Annotated in this window: 19 protein-coding genes and 1 pseudogene; 5 read left to right on the forward strand and 15 right to left on the reverse strand. The window is 60.5% G+C overall.

The window, feature by feature from the left end; all coding sequences use genetic code 11:
• Positions 1-149: 149 nt before the first annotated feature.
• The 9 genes from msrQ to mrcB all read right to left on the reverse strand — a co-directional run bounded on the left by msrQ (position 150) and on the right by mrcB (position 9,973).
• Entirely contained in the window at positions 150-770 is a 621-nt protein-coding gene (msrQ, locus tag M1B35_RS19075) for a protein-methionine-sulfoxide reductase heme-binding subunit MsrQ (protein WP_268262773.1), read from the reverse strand.
• Positions 770-1,783 carry a protein-methionine-sulfoxide reductase catalytic subunit MsrP gene (msrP, locus tag M1B35_RS19080; RefSeq protein WP_268262774.1) on the reverse strand — a complete coding sequence of 338 codons (1,014 nt, stop codon included), beginning with the start codon at positions 1,781-1,783 and terminating at the stop codon, positions 770-772. The genes msrQ and msrP overlap by 1 nt, the downstream gene beginning before the upstream one ends.
• 63 nt (positions 1,784-1,846) lie before the next feature.
• Entirely contained in the window at positions 1,847-2,704 is an 858-nt protein-coding gene (gene pssA, locus M1B35_RS19085; RefSeq protein ID WP_123334990.1) for a CDP-diacylglycerol--serine O-phosphatidyltransferase, read from the reverse strand.
• Positions 2,705-2,850: 146 nt separating this feature from the next.
• The gene (ilvC, locus tag M1B35_RS19090; protein WP_007909969.1) at positions 2,851-3,867 is read right to left on the reverse strand and encodes a ketol-acid reductoisomerase; all 1,017 of its coding nucleotides are present in this window, start codon (positions 3,865-3,867) and stop codon (positions 2,851-2,853) included.
• Between the two features lie 45 nt (positions 3,868-3,912).
• A complete protein-coding gene (gene ilvN, locus M1B35_RS19095; RefSeq protein WP_123334988.1) occupies positions 3,913-4,404 on the reverse strand; it encodes an acetolactate synthase small subunit in 492 nt (163 codons plus the stop codon).
• 2 nt (positions 4,405-4,406) lie between these two features.
• Positions 4,407-6,131, reverse strand: a complete 1,725-nt coding sequence (locus tag M1B35_RS19100; protein WP_123335004.1) for an acetolactate synthase 3 large subunit — start codon at positions 6,129-6,131, stop codon at positions 4,407-4,409.
• A 446-nt stretch (positions 6,132-6,577) separates the two neighbouring features.
• The gene (locus tag M1B35_RS19105; protein ID WP_123334986.1) at positions 6,578-6,907 is read right to left on the reverse strand and encodes a YqcC family protein; all 330 of its coding nucleotides are present in this window, start codon (positions 6,905-6,907) and stop codon (positions 6,578-6,580) included.
• Complete coding sequence (locus tag M1B35_RS19110) at positions 6,907-7,632, reverse strand: tetratricopeptide repeat protein (RefSeq protein ID WP_123334984.1); 726 nt, start codon at positions 7,630-7,632, stop codon at positions 6,907-6,909. The genes M1B35_RS19105 and M1B35_RS19110 overlap by 1 nt, the downstream gene beginning before the upstream one ends.
• 16 nt (positions 7,633-7,648) lie before the next feature.
• Entirely contained in the window at positions 7,649-9,973 is a 2,325-nt protein-coding gene (mrcB, locus tag M1B35_RS19115; protein WP_123334982.1) for a penicillin-binding protein 1B, read from the reverse strand.
• Between the two features lie 117 nt (positions 9,974-10,090).
• Here mrcB and M1B35_RS19120 point away from each other — a divergent pair, with 117 nt between their 5' ends.
• The 4 genes from M1B35_RS19120 to M1B35_RS19135 all read left to right on the forward strand — a co-directional run bounded on the left by M1B35_RS19120 (position 10,091) and on the right by M1B35_RS19135 (position 13,371).
• Positions 10,091-11,647 carry a bifunctional aminoglycoside phosphotransferase/ATP-binding protein gene (locus tag M1B35_RS19120; RefSeq protein WP_268262775.1) on the forward strand — a complete coding sequence of 519 codons (1,557 nt, stop codon included), beginning with the start codon at positions 10,091-10,093 and terminating at the stop codon, positions 11,645-11,647.
• Positions 11,648-11,740: 93 nt separating this feature from the next.
• Positions 11,741-12,085, forward strand: coding sequence for a pentapeptide repeat-containing protein (locus M1B35_RS19125; RefSeq protein ID WP_123334978.1), 345 nt, complete (start codon positions 11,741-11,743; stop codon positions 12,083-12,085).
• A 198-nt stretch (positions 12,086-12,283) separates the two neighbouring features.
• Positions 12,284-12,556 (forward strand): TfoX/Sxy family protein, encoded by a 273-nt coding sequence (locus M1B35_RS19130; protein ID WP_064392505.1) that lies wholly within the window; start codon positions 12,284-12,286, stop codon positions 12,554-12,556.
• Between the two features lie 14 nt (positions 12,557-12,570).
• Positions 12,571-13,371 carry a Crp/Fnr family transcriptional regulator gene (locus M1B35_RS19135; protein ID WP_268262776.1) on the forward strand — a complete coding sequence of 267 codons (801 nt, stop codon included), beginning with the start codon at positions 12,571-12,573 and terminating at the stop codon, positions 13,369-13,371.
• A gap of 240 nt (positions 13,372-13,611) precedes the next feature.
• Here the strand turns inward: M1B35_RS19135 and M1B35_RS19140 are convergent, their stop codons facing one another.
• From M1B35_RS19140 to M1B35_RS19155, 4 genes and pseudogenes are all read right to left on the reverse strand, one after another.
• The gene (locus M1B35_RS19140; RefSeq protein ID WP_268262777.1) at positions 13,612-14,475 is read right to left on the reverse strand and encodes a ChaN family lipoprotein; all 864 of its coding nucleotides are present in this window, start codon (positions 14,473-14,475) and stop codon (positions 13,612-13,614) included.
• 21 nt (positions 14,476-14,496) lie between these two features.
• Positions 14,497-15,264: a heme ABC transporter ATP-binding protein gene (locus M1B35_RS19145; RefSeq protein ID WP_268262778.1), complete on the reverse strand. Its 768-nt coding sequence runs from the start codon at positions 15,262-15,264 to the stop codon at positions 14,497-14,499.
• Positions 15,265-15,268: 4 nt separating this feature from the next.
• Positions 15,269-16,246 (reverse strand): annotated as a pseudogene (locus M1B35_RS19150) (FecCD family ABC transporter permease); the annotation flags it as partial.
• A 50-nt stretch (positions 16,247-16,296) separates the two neighbouring features.
• Entirely contained in the window at positions 16,297-17,184 is an 888-nt protein-coding gene (locus tag M1B35_RS19155) for a heme/hemin ABC transporter substrate-binding protein (protein WP_123334968.1), read from the reverse strand.
• A gap of 218 nt (positions 17,185-17,402) precedes the next feature.
• On the opposite strand from M1B35_RS19155, the gene M1B35_RS19160 reads away from it, so the two are divergent.
• Positions 17,403-17,720, forward strand: a complete 318-nt coding sequence (locus M1B35_RS19160; protein ID WP_268262779.1) for a Rieske (2Fe-2S) protein — start codon at positions 17,403-17,405, stop codon at positions 17,718-17,720.
• Here M1B35_RS19160 and sfsA read toward each other — a convergent pair.
• Together sfsA and M1B35_RS19170 are read right to left on the reverse strand one after the other, a co-directional pair.
• Positions 17,717-18,430 (reverse strand): DNA/RNA nuclease SfsA, encoded by a 714-nt coding sequence (sfsA, locus tag M1B35_RS19165; RefSeq protein WP_268262780.1) that lies wholly within the window; start codon positions 18,428-18,430, stop codon positions 17,717-17,719. The genes M1B35_RS19160 and sfsA overlap by 4 nt on opposite strands.
• Positions 18,430-19,602, reverse strand: a complete 1,173-nt coding sequence (locus tag M1B35_RS19170) for a pyridoxal phosphate-dependent aminotransferase (protein ID WP_123334963.1) — start codon at positions 19,600-19,602, stop codon at positions 18,430-18,432. Before M1B35_RS19170 ends, sfsA begins: the two co-directional genes overlap by 1 nt.
• Between the last annotated feature and the right edge of the window lie 188 nt (positions 19,603-19,790).

A 19,790-nucleotide genomic window follows, 5' to 3' on the forward strand; every position in this document is an offset into this window, starting at 1 on the left:
GCTCCATCAACTCCTTCTGGGCCTCGATAAACTGAAGCAAGTCGCTGTCGAAAACTGCGTAACTCGTTGAGTTTCAAGGAGTTTTCCGTTTCGACTGCGCCGGAAGTGGGGCGAATTATAGGCCCATAGAATCTGCCGTCAACACCTAATTACACTTTTGTTGCAGAAGATGCTTTTTTAGCGATCAGACGAGGAATTCGTCGAGTCACTGGCGGCACACGCAACAGCAATAACAAGGCACCTATAGAGGCATAGACTGCCCACTCCTTGAGATCAGCCCGAACAATCCAGAGCATGTGCAGCAACCCCAACCCGAGGATCAAGTAAACCAGTCGATGCAACTTCTTCCAGCGCACTCCAAGTCGACGCTGACTGTAACGATTGGACGTTACCGCCAAAGCGAGCAAACAAAGGAAACCGAGGCTACCGACAATAATGTACGGCCGCTTACGCAGCTCCACGCCTAGCTGCGACCAATCCCACCCAAGAATAAACGCCGCGTAAGCGCTCAAATGCAGGACCACGTAAGCGAAACACCACAAGCCCACTTGACGCCGCACCGCGATCCACCCAGCCCACCCCGTTAGCTTTTGCAACGGCGTCATGCTCAAGGTCACCAACAACAGGATCAACGTCCCCAACCCCAGACGATCGACCAGCACCTTCCCCGGGTCCGGCCCCAAAGCAGACGCCAAGGCTTGAAACAACCAAAACAACGGCCATATCGCTGCTGCGATAAAAACGCCCACACGCCAAAGTGGATAACGCATCAGTAGTTCTTCCGCAGATCCAGCCCACTGTATAAAGCAGCTACTTCATCCGAGTAGCCGTTGAACATCTGCGTGTCACGCACGTTAGGGCTAAACAGACTGCTGGGCAGCCGACGTTCGCGCGCCTGGGTCCAGCGAGGGTGATCGACTGTCGGGTTCACGTTGGCGTAGAACCCATACTCATCGGCAGCGATGCTTTGCCAAGTGGTCTTGGGTTGCTCGGCCACTAGACTGATACGCACGATGGACTTCACGCTCTTGAAGCCATATTTCCACGGAACAACCAAACGCAGTGGCGCACCATTCTGGTTAGGCAGTTCACGCCCATACATACCCACCGCAAGAATCGCCAACGGATTCATCGCCTCGTCCAGCCGCAGCCCTTCTACGTAAGGCCAATCAATCAAGGCGAAACCCGAACGCTGGCCCGGCATGCTTTTGGGATCCTGGAGCGTTTCAAAACGAATGAACTTGGCTTTGGAGGTTGGCTCCACTTGCTTGAGCAACGCCGAAATGGGGAAGCCTATCCAGGGAATCACCATTGACCACGCCTCGACACAGCGCAGACGGTAAATCCGCTCTTCCAGTTGATAAGGCTTCATGAAGTCTTCCAACGCATAACGACCGGGCTTACCCACTTCCCCGTCGACAACAACACTCCATGGCTCAGTCTTTAGTGAACCCGCGTTAGCCGCCGGATCCCCCTTGTCGGTACCGAACTCATAGAAGTTGTTGTAGTGCGTCGCATCCTTGAACGGCGTGATCGCCTCGTTCTTGACCGTAACAGCCTGCCATTGAGTGGCCGGCAGCTTTTCGGTGAACCATGCAGGCGCCTTGCCCGGCTCGACGTCGGCATAGCGCGCCACTTCGTCGGCAATCGCCCACCCTGGAACGCTGCCCAGTGCCAAACCGGCGACGGCGCCGCCCAACAGACTGCGACGAGAAAAATAGAGGGATTCTGGCGTGACATCCGACTCTTTACAGTCAGACGATTTGGAGACTTTGATCAACATGGCAACTCCGCAGTATTGGAGGACAGATGTACCAATAGACTGCGGAGTATGGGGGAAATTACATCACTCGACGCTTTTGCGACGACGCAGGTGCAATAAATACTGGATAGGACCCGAAGCCGCGTAGACCAGGAAGATCAGCAGCAAAATACGCGGAGGATCGCTGAACACCACGGCGAACACCAATACCACCGCCAGGATCGCAACAAAGGGTACACGCCCCTTCAGATCCAGATCCTTGAAGCTGTTGTACTTGATATTGCTGACCATCAGCATGCCCGCAGCCGCCACCATCAGCGCCACCAGGAATGACATCTTCGAACCCTGGATACCGTAGTCACTGAACGCCCAGACAATACCGGCCACCACACCCGCTGCAGCCGGACTGGCCAGGCCGATGAAGTAGCGCTTGTCCGCCGTCCCCACTTGAGTGTTGAAGCGCGCCAGACGCAGCGCCGCGCCTGCTACATAGATGAAGGCGACCATCCAGCCGACCTTACCCATGTCGCCCAAGGCCCAACCGAAAGCCAGCAGTGCTGGCGCGACGCCGAACGCAACCATGTCAGACAGCGAGTCATACTCGGCACCAAAGGCGCTCTGGGTATTGGTCATCCGAGCGACGCGCCCGTCCAGGCCATCGAGCACCATGGCGACGAAAATCGCGATCGCAGCAAACGCGAAGTACTTGCTCGCAGACGCTGAGTCCCCGGCGCTCAAGGCACTCTGGGCACTCATGGAATTGATGATGGAATAGAACCCCGCGAACAGGTTCGCAGTGGTGAACAGATTCGGCAGCAGATAGATACCACGATGCCGGACTTTACGGCCTTCCGCGTCATGCCCTTCTTCGACATGTTCATCGATGGGCAGCAGGCTTTCGGCGTCAGAGGCCTGGTTTGGCTCTTCGGGACGTTCGCTCATGGACATTACCTTGCAACGGGTGTGAAAAATTTCGACGGCACCCAAGGGCCTGACTCAGCCACAAGGGATGCAGCTTTATACCAGAACCTGTCCGCCCAAACGAAAAAACGCGGCCGAAGCCGCGTTTTCCCTGACAAGTCTCGAACTTAGTTCTTGGCTTTGTCGACGATCTTGTTGGCACCGATCCACGGCATCATCGAACGCAGTTGCTCGCCGATGACTTCAATACCGTGCGCAGCGTTGTTACGACGCTTGGCGGTCATCGATGGGTAGCCGGTAGCACCTTCGCTGATGAACATCTTGGCGTACTCGCCGTCTTGGATGCGCTTCAGAGCGTTGCGCATGGCTTGACGGGATTCGGCGTTGATCACTTCTGGGCCGGTCACGTACTCGCCGTACTCGGCGTTGTTGGAGATCGAGTAGTTCATGTTGGCGATACCGCCTTCGTACATGAGGTCAACGATCAGCTTCAGTTCGTGCAGGCATTCGAAGTAGGCCATTTCCGGCGCGTAGCCAGCTTCAACCAGGGTTTCGAAACCGGCTTTGACCAGCTCAACGGTACCGCCACACAGAACAGCTTGCTCGCCAAACAGGTCGGTTTCAGTCTCGTCCTTGAAAGTGGTTTCGATGATGCCGGTACGGCCGCCGCCCACGCCAGCTGCGTAGGACAGAGCAACGTTCTTGGCGTTGCCGGAAGCGTCCTGGTAGATAGCGATCAGGTCAGGAATACCGCCGCCCTTCACGAACTCGGAACGCACGGTGTGGCCCGGGGCTTTCGGCGCGATCATGATCACGTCGAGGTCAGCGCGCGGCACAACCTGGTTGTAGTGGATCGCGAAGCCGTGGGAGAAGGCCAGGGTGGCGCCTTTCTTGATGTTCGGCTCGATTTCGTTCTTGTACAGCGAGGACTGGAACTCGTCCGGGGTCAGGATCATGACCAGGTCGGCAGCAGCAACAGCAGAAGCAACGTCAGTCACTTTCAGGCCGTGGGCTTCAGCCTTGGCAACGGTAGCCGAGCCTTTACGCAGGCCAACGGTCACGTCAACGCCGGAGTCTTTCAGGTTGCACGCTTGAGCGTGACCCTGGGAACCGTAGCCGATGATGGCAACTTTCTTACCTTGGATGATCGACAGGTCGCAGTCTTTATCGTAGAAAACTTTCATGAATTTCCCCTATATCCGGCCGTTCAGGCCATTCGCTAATTTGAGTTAGATGCTCAGTACTTTGTCGCCACGGGCAATCCCGGTGACGCCACTGCGTACTGTTTCCAGAATCGAGGCGGTGCCGATCGATTGAATGAAGCTGTCGAGCTTGTCGCTGGTACCGGTCAGTTGAACGGTATACACGCTGGCGCTGACATCAACGATCTGCCCACGATAAATATCGGTAGTGCGTTTGACCTCGGCGCGCTGGGCGCCAGTGGCCTTGATCTTGACCAGCATCAGTTCGCGCTCGATGTGAGCACTTTCCGACAGGTCCACCAGCTTGACCACCTCAATCAACTTGTTCAGGTTCTTGGTGATCTGCTCGATGACCTCATCATGCCCTACCGTAGTGAGGGTCAGACGCGACAGGGTCGGGTCTTCGGTCGGCGCCACGGTCAGGCTTTCGATGTTGTAGTTACGCTGGGAAAACAGGCCGACAACGCGGGACAAGGCGCCCGGTTCGTTTTCCAGAAGCAAGGAGATAATGTGCCGCATGATTAAGTACGCTCCGTCTTGCTCAGCCACATATCGCGCATGGAGCCGTCTTTGATCTGCATCGGGTAGACGTGCTCGCTGGTATCAACCTGGATATCGAGGAACACCAGGCGATCTTTCATGGCGAACGCTTCTTCCATCTTCGGCTTCAGATCCTTCAGCGACGTGATGCGCATGCCCACGTGACCATAGGCCTCGGCCAGCTTGACGAAGTCAGGCAGCGATTCCATGTAGGAGTGCGAGTGACGGCTACCGTAGTTCATGTCCTGCCACTGACGCACCATACCCAGCGCACCGTTGTTCAGGTTGACGATCTTGACCGGCAAGTCGTACTGCAGGCAGGTCGACAGTTCCTGGATGTTCATCTGGATACTGCCTTCGCCAGTGACACAGGCCACATCGGACTCAGGGAAGCTCAGCTTGACGCCCATGGCCGCCGGGAAACCGAAGCCCATGGTGCCCAGGCCGCCCGAGTTGATCCAACGGTTGGGCTTGTTGAACCGGTAGTACTGCGCCGCGAACATCTGGTGCTGGCCCACGTCGGAGGTCACAAAGGCATCGCCCTTGGTCACTTCGCAGAGGGTTTCGATCACGGTTTGCGGTTTGATGATGCTGCCGTCGCCCTTGTCGTAAGGGAACAGGCCGCGATCACCGCGCCACTCGTCGATCTGCTTCCACCAGCTGGCAACCGTGTCTTTGTTCGGGGTCTCACCGATGTCCTTGAGTGCCGCGACCATTTCGGTCAGCACGCTCTCCACAGGACCCACGATCGGCACGTCTGCCTTGATGGTCTTGGAGATGGACGCCGGGTCGATATCGACATGGATGATCTTGGCGTTCGGGCAGAACTTCGCCGGGCCGTTGATTACACGGTCGTCGAAGCGCGCACCCACGGCCAGGATCACGTCAGCGTGGTGCATGGTCAGGTTGGCGGTGTAGCTGCCGTGCATGCCGAGCATGCCGACGAATTGACGGTCGGTACCCGGATACGCACCCAGGCCCATCAAAGTATTGGTGACCGGCAGGTTGAGCATTTTTGCCAGTTCGGTCAGCGGTGCAGAACCGCCGCCGAGGATCACGCCGCCGCCTGCATAAAGCACAGGACGCTTGGCCGCCAGGAGCATTTCTGCTGCCTTGCGAATTTGCCCGGAGTGACCGCGCACAGCTGGGCTGTAGGAGCGCAGCTTGGCTTTCTTGGGGAAAACGTATTCGAACTTTTCAGCCGGGTTGGTCATGTCTTTAGGGACATCGACCACCACCGGGCCCGGACGACCGGATTGCGCCAGGTAGAAAGCCTTCTTCATGACTTCCGGGATTTCCGAAGCATGCTTGACCATGAAGCTGTGCTTCACGATCGGCCGGGAGATACCGATCATGTCGGTTTCCTGGAACGCATCGGTACCGACCATGGTGCTGGGCACCTGACCGGAAATGATCACCATCGGAATCGAGTCCATGTAGGCGGTGGCAATACCGGTAATGGCATTGGTCGCGCCCGGGCCGGAAGTCACCAGTACCACACCGGCTTTACCGGTGGCACGGGCATAACCGTCAGCCATATGGGTAGCAGCCTGCTCGTGACGTACCAGGATATGGGTCACTTCCGGTTCTTTGAACAGGGCATCGTAGACATGAAGAAGAGCACCACCCGGGTACCCATAGATATATTTGACGCCTTCGTCACGCAAAAAGCGGACGAGCATCTCACCGCCAGATAAAAGCTCCACGTTGTTCACCTCTAAAACGCCAGAATACCGCCCTCATTAAAGGAGGCGGGTCTTAATAGGTTTACTTCTCAGCAGAGCATGAGCGACGGTGGTCGCCGACTACGTCAGCACTGACTGAGCAAGTATTGGGAGCGCCCCAAAGTGTTGCGGGGGTTTCCCACCCAGCGCGAGGTAACGCGTTGCGGGTGTAGCAGGTCGGCGCGGATGTGCGCCTCATGATCTGCTGAGTGGGTCTGCTTCTGGCAGTCCCTCTACAGCGGACTTTGGATTGTTCTGATTCGTCCTGCCCAAGTCAAGTAATCTCTGAGCTTTATTACAACTAAGCGCATGAGAAAGCAGGAGAAAACCCTTACGGGCCTGTACAACTTGTTGCAACTTGCCGCCTGCGAAAGGAAACCACGCGATGAACCCTCACAGGCTCACCACACGGCTTCTACCCGGCGGACTCAGGCCGCTTCGCCGATCAACCGATCGAACTCCGCCAGCAGGCGCTGTAGCTCGCCCCCCTGCCCCGGCCGCTGGGCATACACCATCTCGGCCATGGCGAGGATCCCCGACGCATTGGGCAAGGGCAAATCCTGCTCGATGATGTGCTTCATCCGTGGCAGGAAGATCCATTGCAGCCACTGTTCAAAATCCAGGGTATCGACACTGAAGGGCTCCTGGCTGGACAAGGCCTCAGCACTTGGAGCGACTTCGTCCCACCAGCCCTGCACCCGCAACTCCCGCTCGATCAGCAGCAATTGCTCGGCAATCTGCAGGAAACGCCCATCCATCACAAGGCAACCTTGGCTTTCTGGCGCGCCGCAGCAGCGCCGGCGGCATCGCCTTGCTTCTCACGCGCCTGAGCGATAAGGCCCCATAGGCTGGCCTGCAGGTCCGGACGGCCACCCGCGAACGACAGGCCACGGCGGGCGAACTGCTCGGCCTGGGCCGCGTCCCCTTGGGCCATGCGCACCTGAGCCAGGCGGTACAGCACTTGCGGCTCGCGGGGCGCTACGCGCTGGGCGCGCTCAAGGCTCGAGGAGGCACCATTGAGGTCGCCATTGGATTGCTGCTGCTGTGCGGTGGTCAGCAACGCCAGGACCGGCCCATCCAACTGCTCATCGGCGGACAAACCGCCGACGCTCGACGAAGGAATGCTGCCCGACGTGGAAGGCATGTTGTAGGTGCCCTGGTTGATCGGTGCCGACTGAATAGGCGCAGCATCCACCGGGCCCGGGATAATTGGCCCCGGCGTGATCGGCGCCGTGCTGATCGGTGCCGATGTCGTGGCGCCGCCACCCGGTACCATCACCACCACACCGGAATCTTCCGGAATCGCCTGGGCCTGGGCCGGACGCTTGATGGTCGTCTGGCGGAAGCCGCCATTGGCCGAAATCCGCTCGCTGTTGGACACGGCAGTACCGGCATCCACCACGGGGATCGAGCCGCGTTGCACGCTGGCACAACCATTGAGCAAAGCCAGAGCTGTAATAGCTGGAACCCACCACTTGTTCACGTCAAACCCTCTTTGCTTAGTTCATCCAGCCTTTGACCCAATCCATCACCGACTCGCCGGAAGCAGGGCTTTCGCCACCGCATGCCGGGCCGGGAGGTGGCTCGCTGCCGCGAATATACGGCATCTGTACCGCGCCCGGACAGTTGGCATCGGAACCCTGGCCGGTCCGAGAATCGACCCAGGCCTGCACCACGTTATCCGGCTGCGGCATATCCAGGGGCAGCGGGTCGGCCTTGCGCATGAAACTGGTCCAGACCTGCAGGGCACCGGTGGCACCGGTAAACGGCGTCTTGCCGTTATCGTCACGCCCCAGCCACACCACGGCCAACAGGTCTTGGCTGAAACCGGCGAACCAGCTGTCGCGCGAATCGTTACTGGTGCCGGTCTTGCCGGCCAGCGCCAGGGTTTTCGGCAACACGTTGTAGACCGAGCTGCCGGTGCCTTCACGCATGACTCGCTGCATGGCGCTTTGGATCAGATAGATGGAACCCGGATCGAAACGCTGCTGAATCTGGAACGGATAACGCTTGAGCGGCTCACCCTCGGCCGTCAGCACGCTACGAATCCCGCGCATCGGCGTATTGAAACCACCGTTGGCCAGGGTCTGGTACATGGTGGCCACTTCCATCGGGCTCATGCCGCCCGCCCCCAGCAACATCGAAGGGAAGGCTGGAAACTCGCGAGTCACCCCCAAACGGCTCAAGGTCTTGAGCACATTGGGCACGCCCACTTCCAGGCCCAGCCGTGCGGTGGACAAGTTGTAGGAATGGGCCAGCCCCTGGTACAGGAAAATCGTGCCATGGGAGCGGCGATCATAGTTCTGCGGCTTCCACACTTGGCCGTCCGCGCCCTTAACCGAGAAGGCTTCGTCGGACAACCAACTGGTCAAACTGTATTGACTTGGTTTCTCAAGGGCCGTCAGGTAGACCGCCGGCTTGATCAGCGAGCCGATCGGCCGCACCGCATCCAGCGCCCGGTTGAAACCGGCGAAGCTCGCCTGGCGGCTGCCGATCATGGCCTGGACCTCACCGGTTTCCGGGTTGGTCACCACCATCGCCGCTTCGACCTCATCCGAACCTTTGCGACCGGCCAGACGCTTGAAGGTGTCAGTGACCGACGCTTCGGCCTTCATCTGCAGAATCGGATCGAAACTGGTAAAGATCCGCAACCCTTCTTCGGTCAAGTCTTCGTCGCGGTAGTCTTCGCGCAACTGACGCTTGACCAGGTCGATAAAGCCCGGGAACGAACTGTCGGCCAACTTGCCGCGGGTGGTCACACCCAGTGGCATTTTCTTCGCTGCAGCCACTTGCTCTGCCGTCGCCACGCCTTGCTGCTCAAGCACATCAAGCACCAGGTTGCGCCGTTCCAGAGCACGCTCAGGGTTGCGCCGCGGGTTGTAGTAGGACGGCCCCTTGACCATGCCCACCAACAACGCCACTTGATGCAACTTCAGCTCAGACAGGGGCTGGCCGAAAAAGAACTGACTGGCCAAGCCAAAACCGTGCACCGCGCGCTGACCGTCCTGGCCGACGAATACCTCGTTGAGGTACGCCTCAAGGATTTCGCGCTTGTCGTAATGCAGCTCAAGCAGCATGGCCATCATGGCTTCGGTCAGCTTGCGCGTCAGGCTACGCTCGCTGGTGAGGTAGAAGTTCTTCACCAACTGCTGGGTCAGCGTACTGCCGCCCTGGCTCATCCTGCCGCCCGAAATGTTGACCCAAATGGCACGGGCAATGGACTTCGGCGAAATCCCCAAGTGGCTGTAGAAATCCCGGTCCTCTACGGCCACCAAGGTTTCCAGCAGGTACGGCGGCACCTGATCGATATTGATCAGGATGCGGTCTTCAAGGTTCTTCGGATAAATGCCGCCAATCAGCAGCGGCTCGAGGCGCACCACGGCGACTTTCGAGCCCTCGGCCCCGGACAGCCCTGCCACATAGTCGCCGGAGAATCGCACGCGCACCGGCTGGGCTTTTTCCAGGCCTTCGTAGAACTGGAAGCCGCGGGTATTGAGATCAATGGTGTTGCCGTTGACCGACGCCGCGCCCGGCCCATTGGCCACGCTTTCGCGTCGATAGCCCAGGGCGTCCAGCTCGGTGAGGAAGTCTTCTTTACTGAGCTTCTGTCCGACGAACAGCTCCAGCGGGCGCGCGTAGACCTTGGCAGGAATGGTCCAGCGTTTGCCGGAAAACTTTTCCTGGACCACTGCATCGAGATAAACCGCGAAGCCGGCGAGCACTACCAAGCCAACCAGACTGAGCTTCAGGGCCCAGCCCAGCCAGGGGCGCAGGCCGCGAGACGGTGTTTTTTTAGCGGAACGGGGGGATCGGGTACGAGTCATGGCGGCGGATTATACGCACTTTATTCATCCTCAACAGGAGCCACCCGAGGTTTGCGTTGACCCTGCCAGCGGCCATAATGACGCCCTTGAATTTTCTACGACTCTGAAGGATCGCCTGTGAGCCAGTCACTGATCGCCGCATTGCAAAACCCGGCCTTGTACCCGCACCCCGTCGATGGGTTTCAGGTCATCGAGACTCACATTTCCTGGGTGCTGCTCACCGGCCCCTACGTCTATAAAGTGAAAAAACCGGTCAACTTCGGTTTCCTCGATTTCACCAGCCTGGATGCCCGCGAACACTTCTGCGGCGAAGAACTGCGCCTGAACCAGCGTTTGACCCAGGATTTGTATCTCGAAGTGTTGCCGATCACTGGTACCGCCGAGGCCCCGGAGCTGGCCGGCACCGGCCCGGTCATCGAATACGCGCTGAAAATGCGCCAGTTCCCTCAGAGCGGGCTGCTCAGCACCTTGCAAGCCAATGGGGAACTGACCACCCAGCACATCGATGAGATGGCCCAGCAGATTGCCCGGTTCCACCTCGACGCGCCACGCGTGCCCGCCGCCCACGAAGCAGGCACCCCGGACAGCGTCATGGCGCCGGTGCGGCAGAACTTCGAACAGATCCGCCCGTTCCTCAGCGACAAGGCCGACCTGCAACAACTGGAAGCCCTGGAAGCCTGGGCCGAAAGCAGCTTCGAACGCCTCAAGCCGCTGTTCGCCCAGCGCAAGAACGACGGTTTCATCCGCGAATGCCACGGTGACATCCACCTGGGCAATGCCACGGTGATCGACGGTCGCGTGGTGATTTTCGACTGCATCGAGTTCAACGAGCCCTTCCGCTTCACTGACGTCTACGCCGATACCGGCTTCCTCGCCATGGACTTGGAAGACCGCGGCCTGAAGAGCCTGGCCCGGCGCTTTATCAGCCAGTACCTGGAGCTGACCGGCGACTATCAAGGCCTGGAACTGCTGAACTTCTACAAGGCCTATCGGGCGCTGGTACGGGCCAAAGTCAGCCTGTTCAGCATGCCCGCCGATGCCACCCCCGTACAACGCGCCACCTCACTGCGCCAGTACCGCAACTACGCCAACCTGGCGGAAAGCTACAGCACCATCCCTTCGCGCTTCCTGGCCATCACCTCCGGGGTTTCTGCGGTAGGCAAGAGCCACGTCGCCCTGCGCCTGGTCGAAGCCCTGGGCGCTGTCCGCCTGCGCTCCGATGTAGAACGCAAGCGTCTGTTTGGCGAGCAAAGCGTGCAGAACGATCCCAACGCCGGCATCTACAGCAGCGACGCCAGCACCGCCACCTACGTGCACCTGCATAAAATCGCCGACGTCATTCTGCGTGCCGGCTTCCCGGTGGTAATCGACGCCACGTACCTCAAACGTGCCCAACGCGACGCCGCCGCCGAAGTCGCAGAGCACACGGGCGCCCCGTGCCTGATCATCGACTGCAACGCCCCCGAGGCCGTCATCGCCAGCTGGCTGGCGCAACGCCAAGCCGACAGCAATGACCCATCGGACGCCACCCTGGAAGTGATCGCAGCCCAGCAAGCCAACCGCGAAGCGCTCAGCGCCGAAGAACTGCTGCGCAGCAAGCGGGTCGAGACCAATGAAAGTGGCAGCCTGGATGCTCTGGTAGCGAACATCCGTCAGCGCCTGCCAGGCCTCTAAACCGGTATTTTCAGCCGTGAAGTGTAAAGACTTCACGGCTGAAAAATAGTGGCACTATACTGGCGCCATAAAACCAACACCGAGAAAGCCGCCATGTGCAAACCGAAGCTACTCGACACCCCGCTGTACGAGCTGTTACGCAAAGACGACATCACCGGTTTCAATCGCGAGCGCCCACAAGGTCAGCCCATCGACTTGCGCGGCGGTGACTTCCGTGGCCTCGATCTGCGCGACTTGAACACCGACGGCATCGACTTCACCGACGCCTACTTCCGTTCTGCGGATTTGCGTGGCCTCGACCTGCGCGACGTCCCCCTGGAAGGCGCTAGCCTGTCACACGCGCAGATTTCCGGTGCCTACTTCCCTCCGGAGCTGAGCGCCGACGAAATCCTCATGTCGGTCAACTTCGGCACGCGCCTGCGTTACCGCACCCGCTAACCGACACCGTTGCCTCAAATCCAGCGCCCCCGCTTTGCGCTGGATTGCCCAGGCTTTCAGCCTGCGCCGTCATGCCTGTTTCCCCTCCCCTTAGAAGCTTTTGCGTTGAAACCGACCAACGAACAGCGCGTTTCCTGCTGAGCGCTACACTCCTCAGAGGCTTGCCCACTCAGCATTCGGCCGTCGCAAGGAGGCTTGATGAATGATGAACTGCAACACCTGAAGAACCTCGGTAAGACATCCGCACAATGGCTGCATGCAGTGGGCATCCATAGCGCGTCGGATTTGCGCCGCCTGGGGGCGGTGGATGCCTATCGAGCAGTGCGCACTCGCGGCTTTCGCGCCTCGAAAGTGCTGCTTTACGCCATCGAAGGCGCCTTGATGGACGTGCACTGGAACGATATCCCCGCCGAGCGCAAGGACGCCCTGAACAAGCAACTGGATGCTATTTCCTCACGCCACAAGAACTGATCCGGCAGGTCGCCATGTATCTACTGGGGGAGCAACCGGCATACGCCGACACCTTAATCAACCGCCTGCAAAGCATTCCGGCGCAATTACTCGCGGGTTTGCCGGCGGCGGGCGCCCCTCTATTGCTTGAGCCCACTGACGATCTCGCCCAGGCGCTACCCAGCGACCGGCTGTTCTTGCTGGAAGACGGCCAGGTCCAGGCCAGCATCGATCAGCGTCCACTCTTCTATTTGCACGAAGGCGACCTGCTCGGGCTGCGTCGAGGGCTGGAACAGCCTCACTGGCACCTCAGTTGCGACACGCCCCTGAAGCTGATCCCTTTTCTGCGCTCGGCGGTGTTCCAGCATGTGTATGCCGATGAGCAGCGTTCGGAGTTGTTCCTGCAGTACCTGATCGGCCAGACCGCCCTGCTGTCGGATGCCATCGCCCGCCTCAAGCAACCGGAGTTTCGCAGTAACAACAGCTTCAAGCGGGTCCTTGAGGGCGAGACACTGATCCACCAGGGCGACGTTGCCGATCACGTTTTCGTGATCATCGAGGGGCACGCCGAGGCGTTTGTCGACGGGCATAAAGTTGGCGAGGTCCCCAAGGACGAAATCTTCGGCGCCATGGCGGTGTTTACCGGGGAGAGACGCAGCGCCACCGTGATTGCCAGCCAGCCCAGCACCTTGATGCTGATCCCCAAGGAGCAATTTCTTAGCCTGACCCGAAACAATCCGCGTATCGCCCAGAGCCTGATTGAAAGCATGGCGCGCCGGATCGACCTGCTGAACAAGGAAGTCATCCGCCTCAACACCCAGCTGCAGGCGCGCTAAAACCCCGCCCCCGGCGCTTTCAAACACTTGTTTGATGAAAAATACAGAAAAGCCAAAATGCCGCATTGACTTAGAAATGAGAATCGTTATGATTATCACCACTGGTCGCGAGGCCAGTTGATAACCTGGAAGACCGGTGGTTCGGGCTCTCAGATTATCTCCTCATCAGGCTAATCACGGTTATTTGACCCGGCTCTTGCCGGGTCTTTTTTTGCCTGCAAAAAAGCACCTTGGGGGCCTTTACTGGCGCAGTTGTGCGCAATAGTCCTTGTCCGCCATCGGCGCGGTGTACCAGACGTAATCCGCCGTTGCCGGCATCACCTCAGCGCCCCGCTGGGCCAGCATCAGCACCACGGCGTCCCGGGGTGGTGGCAGATCCGCCAGGTGCACAGGCACACCGACATCCTTGCGCGCATGAAAGGCTCCGGCAAACAGCAGTGCCGGCGTTGGCGCATCCAGCAAACGCTGGGCCATGCGCCGGTCGCGCTGCTGTTGCACCGCCAGCATCGCCGGCAATTGCGACTCCGGCAGCAACCCGCAATGGGAGGTTCGCACCTGAGCCAACAACGCCTGCCTGACCGAAGGCGCATTCGCATGGGAGCCACTCAGGACCGGTGCCTTGGCGTAAATCCCACGGACCTCAAGACGATCGAGGTTGGCGGCCCACAACGGATAAGGCTGCACCAACGCAAAACTCACGATGGGGCCGTACAAGGACCAGTCCCACCCCGGTTGCCAGGCCAAAGCCTTGGGCAGGTCCGCCGGCAGCCCCTGCTTGGCCATAGCCTGGCGCAGCCCATCGACCTTGGGTTGCTGCTCAGGGGTGAGCATTTCCAGGAGCAAGCTGCCTTGGGGACGTCGGGCTGCCAGCGCCTGCAGCAGCCACAACTGCAGGCGATGGTGATCGGGGTGGTCGTGCTGTTCACCGACGATCACCCGCGGCGCAGCGGCAAGGCGTGCAATCAACTCATCAGGACTGAGACGCTGCCCCGTTTGCAGATCAACAATCTGTCCCGGCTCCTCAAGCTGGGGCAGCACCGGCAATGTGGGCCGGCTTTGACAGGCAAAAAGCAGCAACAGCACCGGCAATAGAAGTACGCGCATCGACGGGCTCCAGGTATCACGTCAGCGATCAATGATCAGGGGGTGCCCCCGTTCGGGATGCTCCTGCACCAGTACGTCCAGGCCAAACACGGCCTTCAGCGGTTCGGCGCGCAGTACATAGGCAGGAGCGTCCAGCGAGTAAGGGCGCCCATCCTGCAGCAACAACAGACGATCACAATAACGGGCGGCCAGGTTCAGGTCATGCAGGATCACCAGCACTGCGGCCCCACGATCGGCAAAGGCCCGAACAGCTTGCAAGGTCAGGTGCTGGTGCAAGGGGTCCAGGGCCGACGTCGGCTCGTCGAGCAACAGGGTCTGCCCCGCCTGACCCGGCCAGAGTTGCGCCAGCACCCTTGCCAGATGCACCCGCTGACGCTCGCCACCGGACAGCGCCAGGTAGCTGCGGCCCAGCAGATGAACTGCGTCAGTCGCCTGCAATGCGGCCACGACAATCTGCTCGTCACGTACTCGCCCGCTCTGGTAAGGCAAACGCCCCATGGCGACCACTTCCTCGACCCGAAAGGCAAAATCCAGGCTCGACGCCTGGGGCAGGACCGCCAAACGTTGCGCGCGCTCAGCCCCTTCCCATTGGGCCAAAGGCCGCTGGTCGAGCCAGACCTGGCCCTGATCCGCAGGCAACTCCGCGCTCAAGGCTCCCAACAGGGTGCTCTTGCCGGCGCCGTTGGGCCCGAGCACACCCAGGACCTCACCGGGGTGGAGTTGCAGGTCAATCCCCGCCAGGACGGTTTTCCGACCGCGGCGAATGTGCAGGTTTTCTGCCCGGAGCATCAGGGCGCCCTCGCAGCAACAGATACAGAAAGAACGGCGCCCCGATAAACGCGGTGATGATGCCGATTGGCAACTCAGCGGGCGCCAGGGCCAGGCGCGCCACCAGGTCTGCCAGCAACAGCAGGCTGGCCCCGGCCAGGATCGATGCCGGTAACAAGGTCCGATGATCCGGCCCGGCCAGCAGGCGCATCAGGTGCGGCACCACCAGCCCGATAAAACCGATCATTCCCGCCGCGGCCACCGCCGCTCCCACCCCAAGTGCGGTGCAAAACACCAGCTCGCGCTTCAGTTGCTCGACATTGACACCCAAATGCTTGGCTTCCGACTCGCCCAGCAACAAGGCATTCAAGGCCTTGGCCCGACGGGGCAACCACAGGGCCACAGCGCCGCTGACCAGCAACAGCGGCCACAAGCGCTGATAACTGGCGCCGTTGAGGCTGCCCAGGTTCCAGAAAGTCAGGGTGCGCAACGTGGCATCGTCCGCCAGGTAGGTGAACAGACCGACCGCCGAGCCCGCCAGCGCCGTGAGCGCGATCCCCGCCAGTAACATGGTGGCGACGTGGGTTTGACCGTTGCGCCGCCCCAGGCGATAGACCAGCGCCGTCACCAGCAAGCCGCCGAGAAACGCACACAACGACAGCAAATAGGGGCCGAACGCCTCCGGCAAACCGCCCATGAACGAGCCACCGACAATGGCCACGGCCGCCCCCAGGGCTGCACCACTGGAAACCCCCACCAGCCCAGGGTCGGCCAAGGGATTGCGAAACAGCCCTTGCATGGCCACCCCGGAGAGCGCCAGCACACCTCCCACCGCCAACCCCATCAGGGTTCGCGGCAGCCGGATCTGCCCGAGAATCAACTCAGCCTGCTCCAGCCCCTGCCCATCGATGGGCACGCCGAGCAAGCGCAGGGCGGCGCGCAGGGTATCCAGCAGCGGCAGGCTGACCGGCCCCAGGGCCAATGACAACCAAATCGCCACCAGGCATAGCAGGCCCAATCCCAGATACAGCCCGCGTGGCGCCAACTGATGACTCATTGCGTCGTGCTGGCCTGGGCTGGCTCAAGGGGATAAAACGCCGCGGACAGCGCCTTGATACTGTCCGGCAAGCGCGGCCCCAACCCACCCACCAACAAAGTCGGGTCGATCTCCAGGACTCGACCGGCTTTGGCAGCAGGCGTCGAGGCGAGGATTGGATTTTCCTTGAACAAGGCTGTGCGCGCCGCCTCCCCCGCCAGGCTGCGATCGGAGAACACCAGCACATCAGGCTGAAGACTGGCCAGGGACTCCACCGAGAACGGTTTGTAACCGGTGTGCGTGGCCAGGTTGCGACCGCCAGCCTGTTGCAGCAGCCAATCGGCCGCTGTGCCTTGGCCGGCAATCAATGGCTTGCCACCCGCATGCCCCAGCAACAGCAAGACGCCCGGAGCTGCGTGCCGAGTCTGGGCCGACGCGACCCAGGCCTGTTGTTGCTGCAATTGTTGCTGATAACCCTGGAACAGTTGCCCGGCCCGATCCTCAAGGGCCAACAGCCGCCCCAGGTGTTGCAGGTTCGCCTGCAGGGTCGGCAGGTCAGCCTGGGCGGAAAACAGCTCGACCTGAACCCCGGCACCGCGAATCTGCGAGAGCACCGGTGGCGGCCCCATTTCCTCGGTGCCCACCAGAATCTGCGGGCGCAGGCTCAACACCCCTTCCGCAGACAACTGACGCTGATAACCGATGCTCGGCAGTGCCTTGAGTGAGGACGGGTGCTGGCTGGTAGTATCCACCCCCACCAGCTTCGACTCGGCGCCCAGCGCACTGACCCACTCGGACAACGCACCGCCCGCGCTCACCCAGCGCTGCGGCGATGAATCGGCACTCGCACAATGGCTCGTCAACAGGGCAACACAGAACGCAATGGCGCTGGCACTTGGGCGCATAGAAAGCTTTCCTTGAATGAAGATGGGCCCACTGAAAAGCCGCGTTCGCTGTGACACAACCTTCAACCCAGGCATCAGAATCAGCGAGTGCCGCTATGGGGCGCGGCGGCCATTTGATAATTGTTTTCATTTGGCCGTCAAGGGCCGACATGTTTCCTCAAACCACCTGGTGATATTCACCACAACCCGAGCCTAGAGCCTGCGCACCAAGGACAGACATGAAGTTGCTTTGCCCCCCAGACCACCTGCCCGAAGGCTGCAGCCGAGGTTTTGAACTCGACGGCGTGAAGCTCTTCGCTGTGCGCCGCCAAAACCAGGTGTACGTGTACCTCAACCGTTGCCCCCATCGCGGGGTGGCCCTGGAGTGGCAAGCGAATCAATTCCTCGACGCCAGCGCCAGCCTGATCCAGTGCGCCACCCACGGCGCATTGTTCTTGATCGAAGACGGTGAGTGCGTCTCCGGCCCGTGCGCCGGGCAGGCCCTGAGCAGTCTTGAATGCCGTGAAGACCGCCAGGGAATCTGGGTCGAGCTTTAAACGTCGAGCAGCACCTCGAGCCGACGCTCGATGCAGACTTCCTCAGGCGTCAGGCGCACGCCATAAGCCAGCACTTCAACACCGGCGGCCACGGCTTCTCGCAGGGCGGCGGCATAACCCGGGTCGATCTCCACCGCCGGCCGCACCGCCTCGATGCCCGTCAGGTTGACGCAGTACAACTGCACCGCACGTACGCCCTCCCGGGCCAGAGAGGCCAGCTCACGCAAGTGCTTGGCGCCACGCTGGGTCACGGCATCCGGAAAGGCTGCAACCGCCGACTCCGCAAACCCGAGGGTGACGCTTTTGACTTCGACAAAGGCCGGGCCGTCGGGGAAGTCCAGGCGGAAATCAATACGGCTGTTTTCCTGGCCGTAAGGCACTTCTCGCTTGAGCCCGACAAACCCGTTGAGCTCGGTGATCAGACCAGCCCGCAGTGCCTCTTCGACCAAGGCATTGGCCCGCGCCGTGTTAACGCATGCCAGCCGGCCTTGCGGGGTTTCGCTGATTTCCCAGGTGCCCGGCAATTTGCGCTTGGGGTCATTGGAGCGGCTGAACCAGACCCGCCCGCCCTCGACCATGCAATTGAACATCGAGCCGGTGTTGGGGCAGTGAATGGTCAACAACTCACCGCTGGCGGTCTCGATATCCGCCAGGAAACGCTTGTAGCGACGCAACAAGCGCCCTTCTTCGAGAGGTGGATGGAAACGCATCAGCCTTGCCAGCTCCGCAAGCCACGGGCGATCCGCTCAACCGCTTCCTGCAGGCGCGGCAGGCTTTGGGTATAGGCAAAGCGCACATGGTGCCCGGCTTGGTGCCGGCCAAAGTCCAGGCCCGGCGTGAAGGCCAGGTGCTCGGTTTCCAGAAAATGCCGACAGAAGGCAAAAGCATCGCCGCCAAAGGCACTGATATCGGCATACAGGTAAAACGCGCCTTCAGGCTCCACGGCGATGCCGAACCCTAGCTCTCGCAGGGCCGGCAGTAGGAAATCACGACGACGACCGAATTCGGCCCGACGCTCTTCGAGAATACTCAGGGTGGCCGGCTCAAAGCAGGCCAGGGCCGCGTATTGGGCCATGCTCGGCGCGCTGATGTAGAGGTTCTGCGCCAACTTCTCCAGTTCGCCCACTGCTTCCGGTGGCGCCACCAGCCAACCAAGGCGCCAACCGGTCATGCCGAAATATTTTGAGAAACTATTAAGGACAAAGGCACTGTCATCGACTTCCAGCACGCTGGCCGCATCGGTGCCGTAAGTCAGGCCGTGGTAGATCTCGTCCACCACCAAATGACCGTTGCGCGCCTTGATGGCGGCGGACAAGCCGGCCAGCTCATCGCGGGTCAGGATGGTCCCGGTCGGGTTCGCGGGAGACGCGACCAAGGCACCCACGCTGTCCTGGTCCCAGTAGCGCGCGACCAAGTCCGGGGTCAGTTGATAACGCACATCGGGGCCCACCGGCACCAGTTGTGCCGCCCCTTCCACCAGGCGCAGGAAGTGCCGATTGCAGGGGTAGCCCGGGTCCGCCAGCAGCCAGTGTTTGCCCGGGTCCACCAGCAGGCTGCTGGCCAGCAGCAGCGCACCGGAACCGCCCGGGGTGATCAGAATTCGCTCAGGGTCGATGTCCAGGCCGTAGCGTTGCTGATAGAAGCCCGAGATCGCCGTGCGCAGTTCGGGAATCCCGCGGGCCGCGGTGTAACGGGTCTTGCCCGCCGTCAGCGCAGCCTGGCCAGCCTGGATGATCGGCTCGGCGGTGGTGAAGTCCGGCTCGCCGATCTCCAGGTGGATCACGTCATGACCCGCCGCCTGCAATTCATTGGCGCGGGCCAGCAAGGCCATGACATGGAACGGTTCGATAGCGCGGCTGCGCGCACTGTAGGGCAGAGCCATTAGCCTTCCTTACATTGAGGGAGCAAAACACCGATTCTACCCACCCCATGGAACTCCCGAGAACCAAAAGCAATCAGAGCCCTCGGTTTGCTGGAGCTGAGGAACCTCAACACCTGGCTCAAGTTTGACTAAAATCAACGTTTGATCAGACCCATCAACTTATCGGATCGGCCTTTGCCCGTTTTCCC

Origin of the sequence: Pseudomonas morbosilactucae (assembly GCF_023241665.1) — a bacterium.
Lineage (GTDB): Bacteria > Pseudomonadota > Gammaproteobacteria > Pseudomonadales > Pseudomonadaceae > Aquipseudomonas > Aquipseudomonas morbosilactucae.

What these genes read in the sequence shown, in the direction of transcription:
- M1B35_RS19160 (WP_268262779.1), top strand. Translation starts at nt 17,403, where the DNA reads ATGAAGTTGCTTTGCCCCCCAGACCACCTGCCCGAAGGCTGCAGCCGA.
- msrP (WP_268262774.1), bottom strand. Translation starts at nt 1,783, where the DNA reads ATGTTGATCAAAGTCTCCAAATCGTCTGACTGTAAAGAGTCGGATGTC.
- M1B35_RS19135 (WP_268262776.1), top strand. Translation starts at nt 12,571, where the DNA reads ATGTATCTACTGGGGGAGCAACCGGCATACGCCGACACCTTAATCAAC.
- sfsA (WP_268262780.1), bottom strand. Translation starts at nt 18,430, where the DNA reads ATGCGTTTCCATCCACCTCTCGAAGAAGGGCGCTTGTTGCGTCGCTAC.
- M1B35_RS19145 (WP_268262778.1), bottom strand. Translation starts at nt 15,264, where the DNA reads ATGCTCCGGGCAGAAAACCTGCACATTCGCCGCGGTCGGAAAACCGTC.
- msrQ (WP_268262773.1), bottom strand. Translation starts at nt 770, where the DNA reads ATGCGTTATCCACTTTGGCGTGTGGGCGTTTTTATCGCAGCAGCGATA.
- M1B35_RS19155 (WP_123334968.1), bottom strand. Translation starts at nt 17,184, where the DNA reads ATGCGCCCAAGTGCCAGCGCCATTGCGTTCTGTGTTGCCCTGTTGACG.
- mrcB (WP_123334982.1), bottom strand. Translation starts at nt 9,973, where the DNA reads ATGACTCGTACCCGATCCCCCCGTTCCGCTAAAAAAACACCGTCTCGC.
- M1B35_RS19170 (WP_123334963.1), bottom strand. Translation starts at nt 19,602, where the DNA reads ATGGCTCTGCCCTACAGTGCGCGCAGCCGCGCTATCGAACCGTTCCAT.
- pssA (WP_123334990.1), bottom strand. Translation starts at nt 2,704, where the DNA reads ATGAGCGAACGTCCCGAAGAGCCAAACCAGGCCTCTGACGCCGAAAGC.
- M1B35_RS19130 (WP_064392505.1), top strand. Translation starts at nt 12,284, where the DNA reads ATGAATGATGAACTGCAACACCTGAAGAACCTCGGTAAGACATCCGCA.
- M1B35_RS19125 (WP_123334978.1), top strand. Translation starts at nt 11,741, where the DNA reads ATGTGCAAACCGAAGCTACTCGACACCCCGCTGTACGAGCTGTTACGC.
- ilvN (WP_123334988.1), bottom strand. Translation starts at nt 4,404, where the DNA reads ATGCGGCACATTATCTCCTTGCTTCTGGAAAACGAACCGGGCGCCTTG.
- ilvC (WP_007909969.1), bottom strand. Translation starts at nt 3,867, where the DNA reads ATGAAAGTTTTCTACGATAAAGACTGCGACCTGTCGATCATCCAAGGT.
- M1B35_RS19140 (WP_268262777.1), bottom strand. Translation starts at nt 14,475, where the DNA reads ATGCGCGTACTTCTATTGCCGGTGCTGTTGCTGCTTTTTGCCTGTCAA.
- M1B35_RS19105 (WP_123334986.1), bottom strand. Translation starts at nt 6,907, where the DNA reads ATGGATGGGCGTTTCCTGCAGATTGCCGAGCAATTGCTGCTGATCGAG.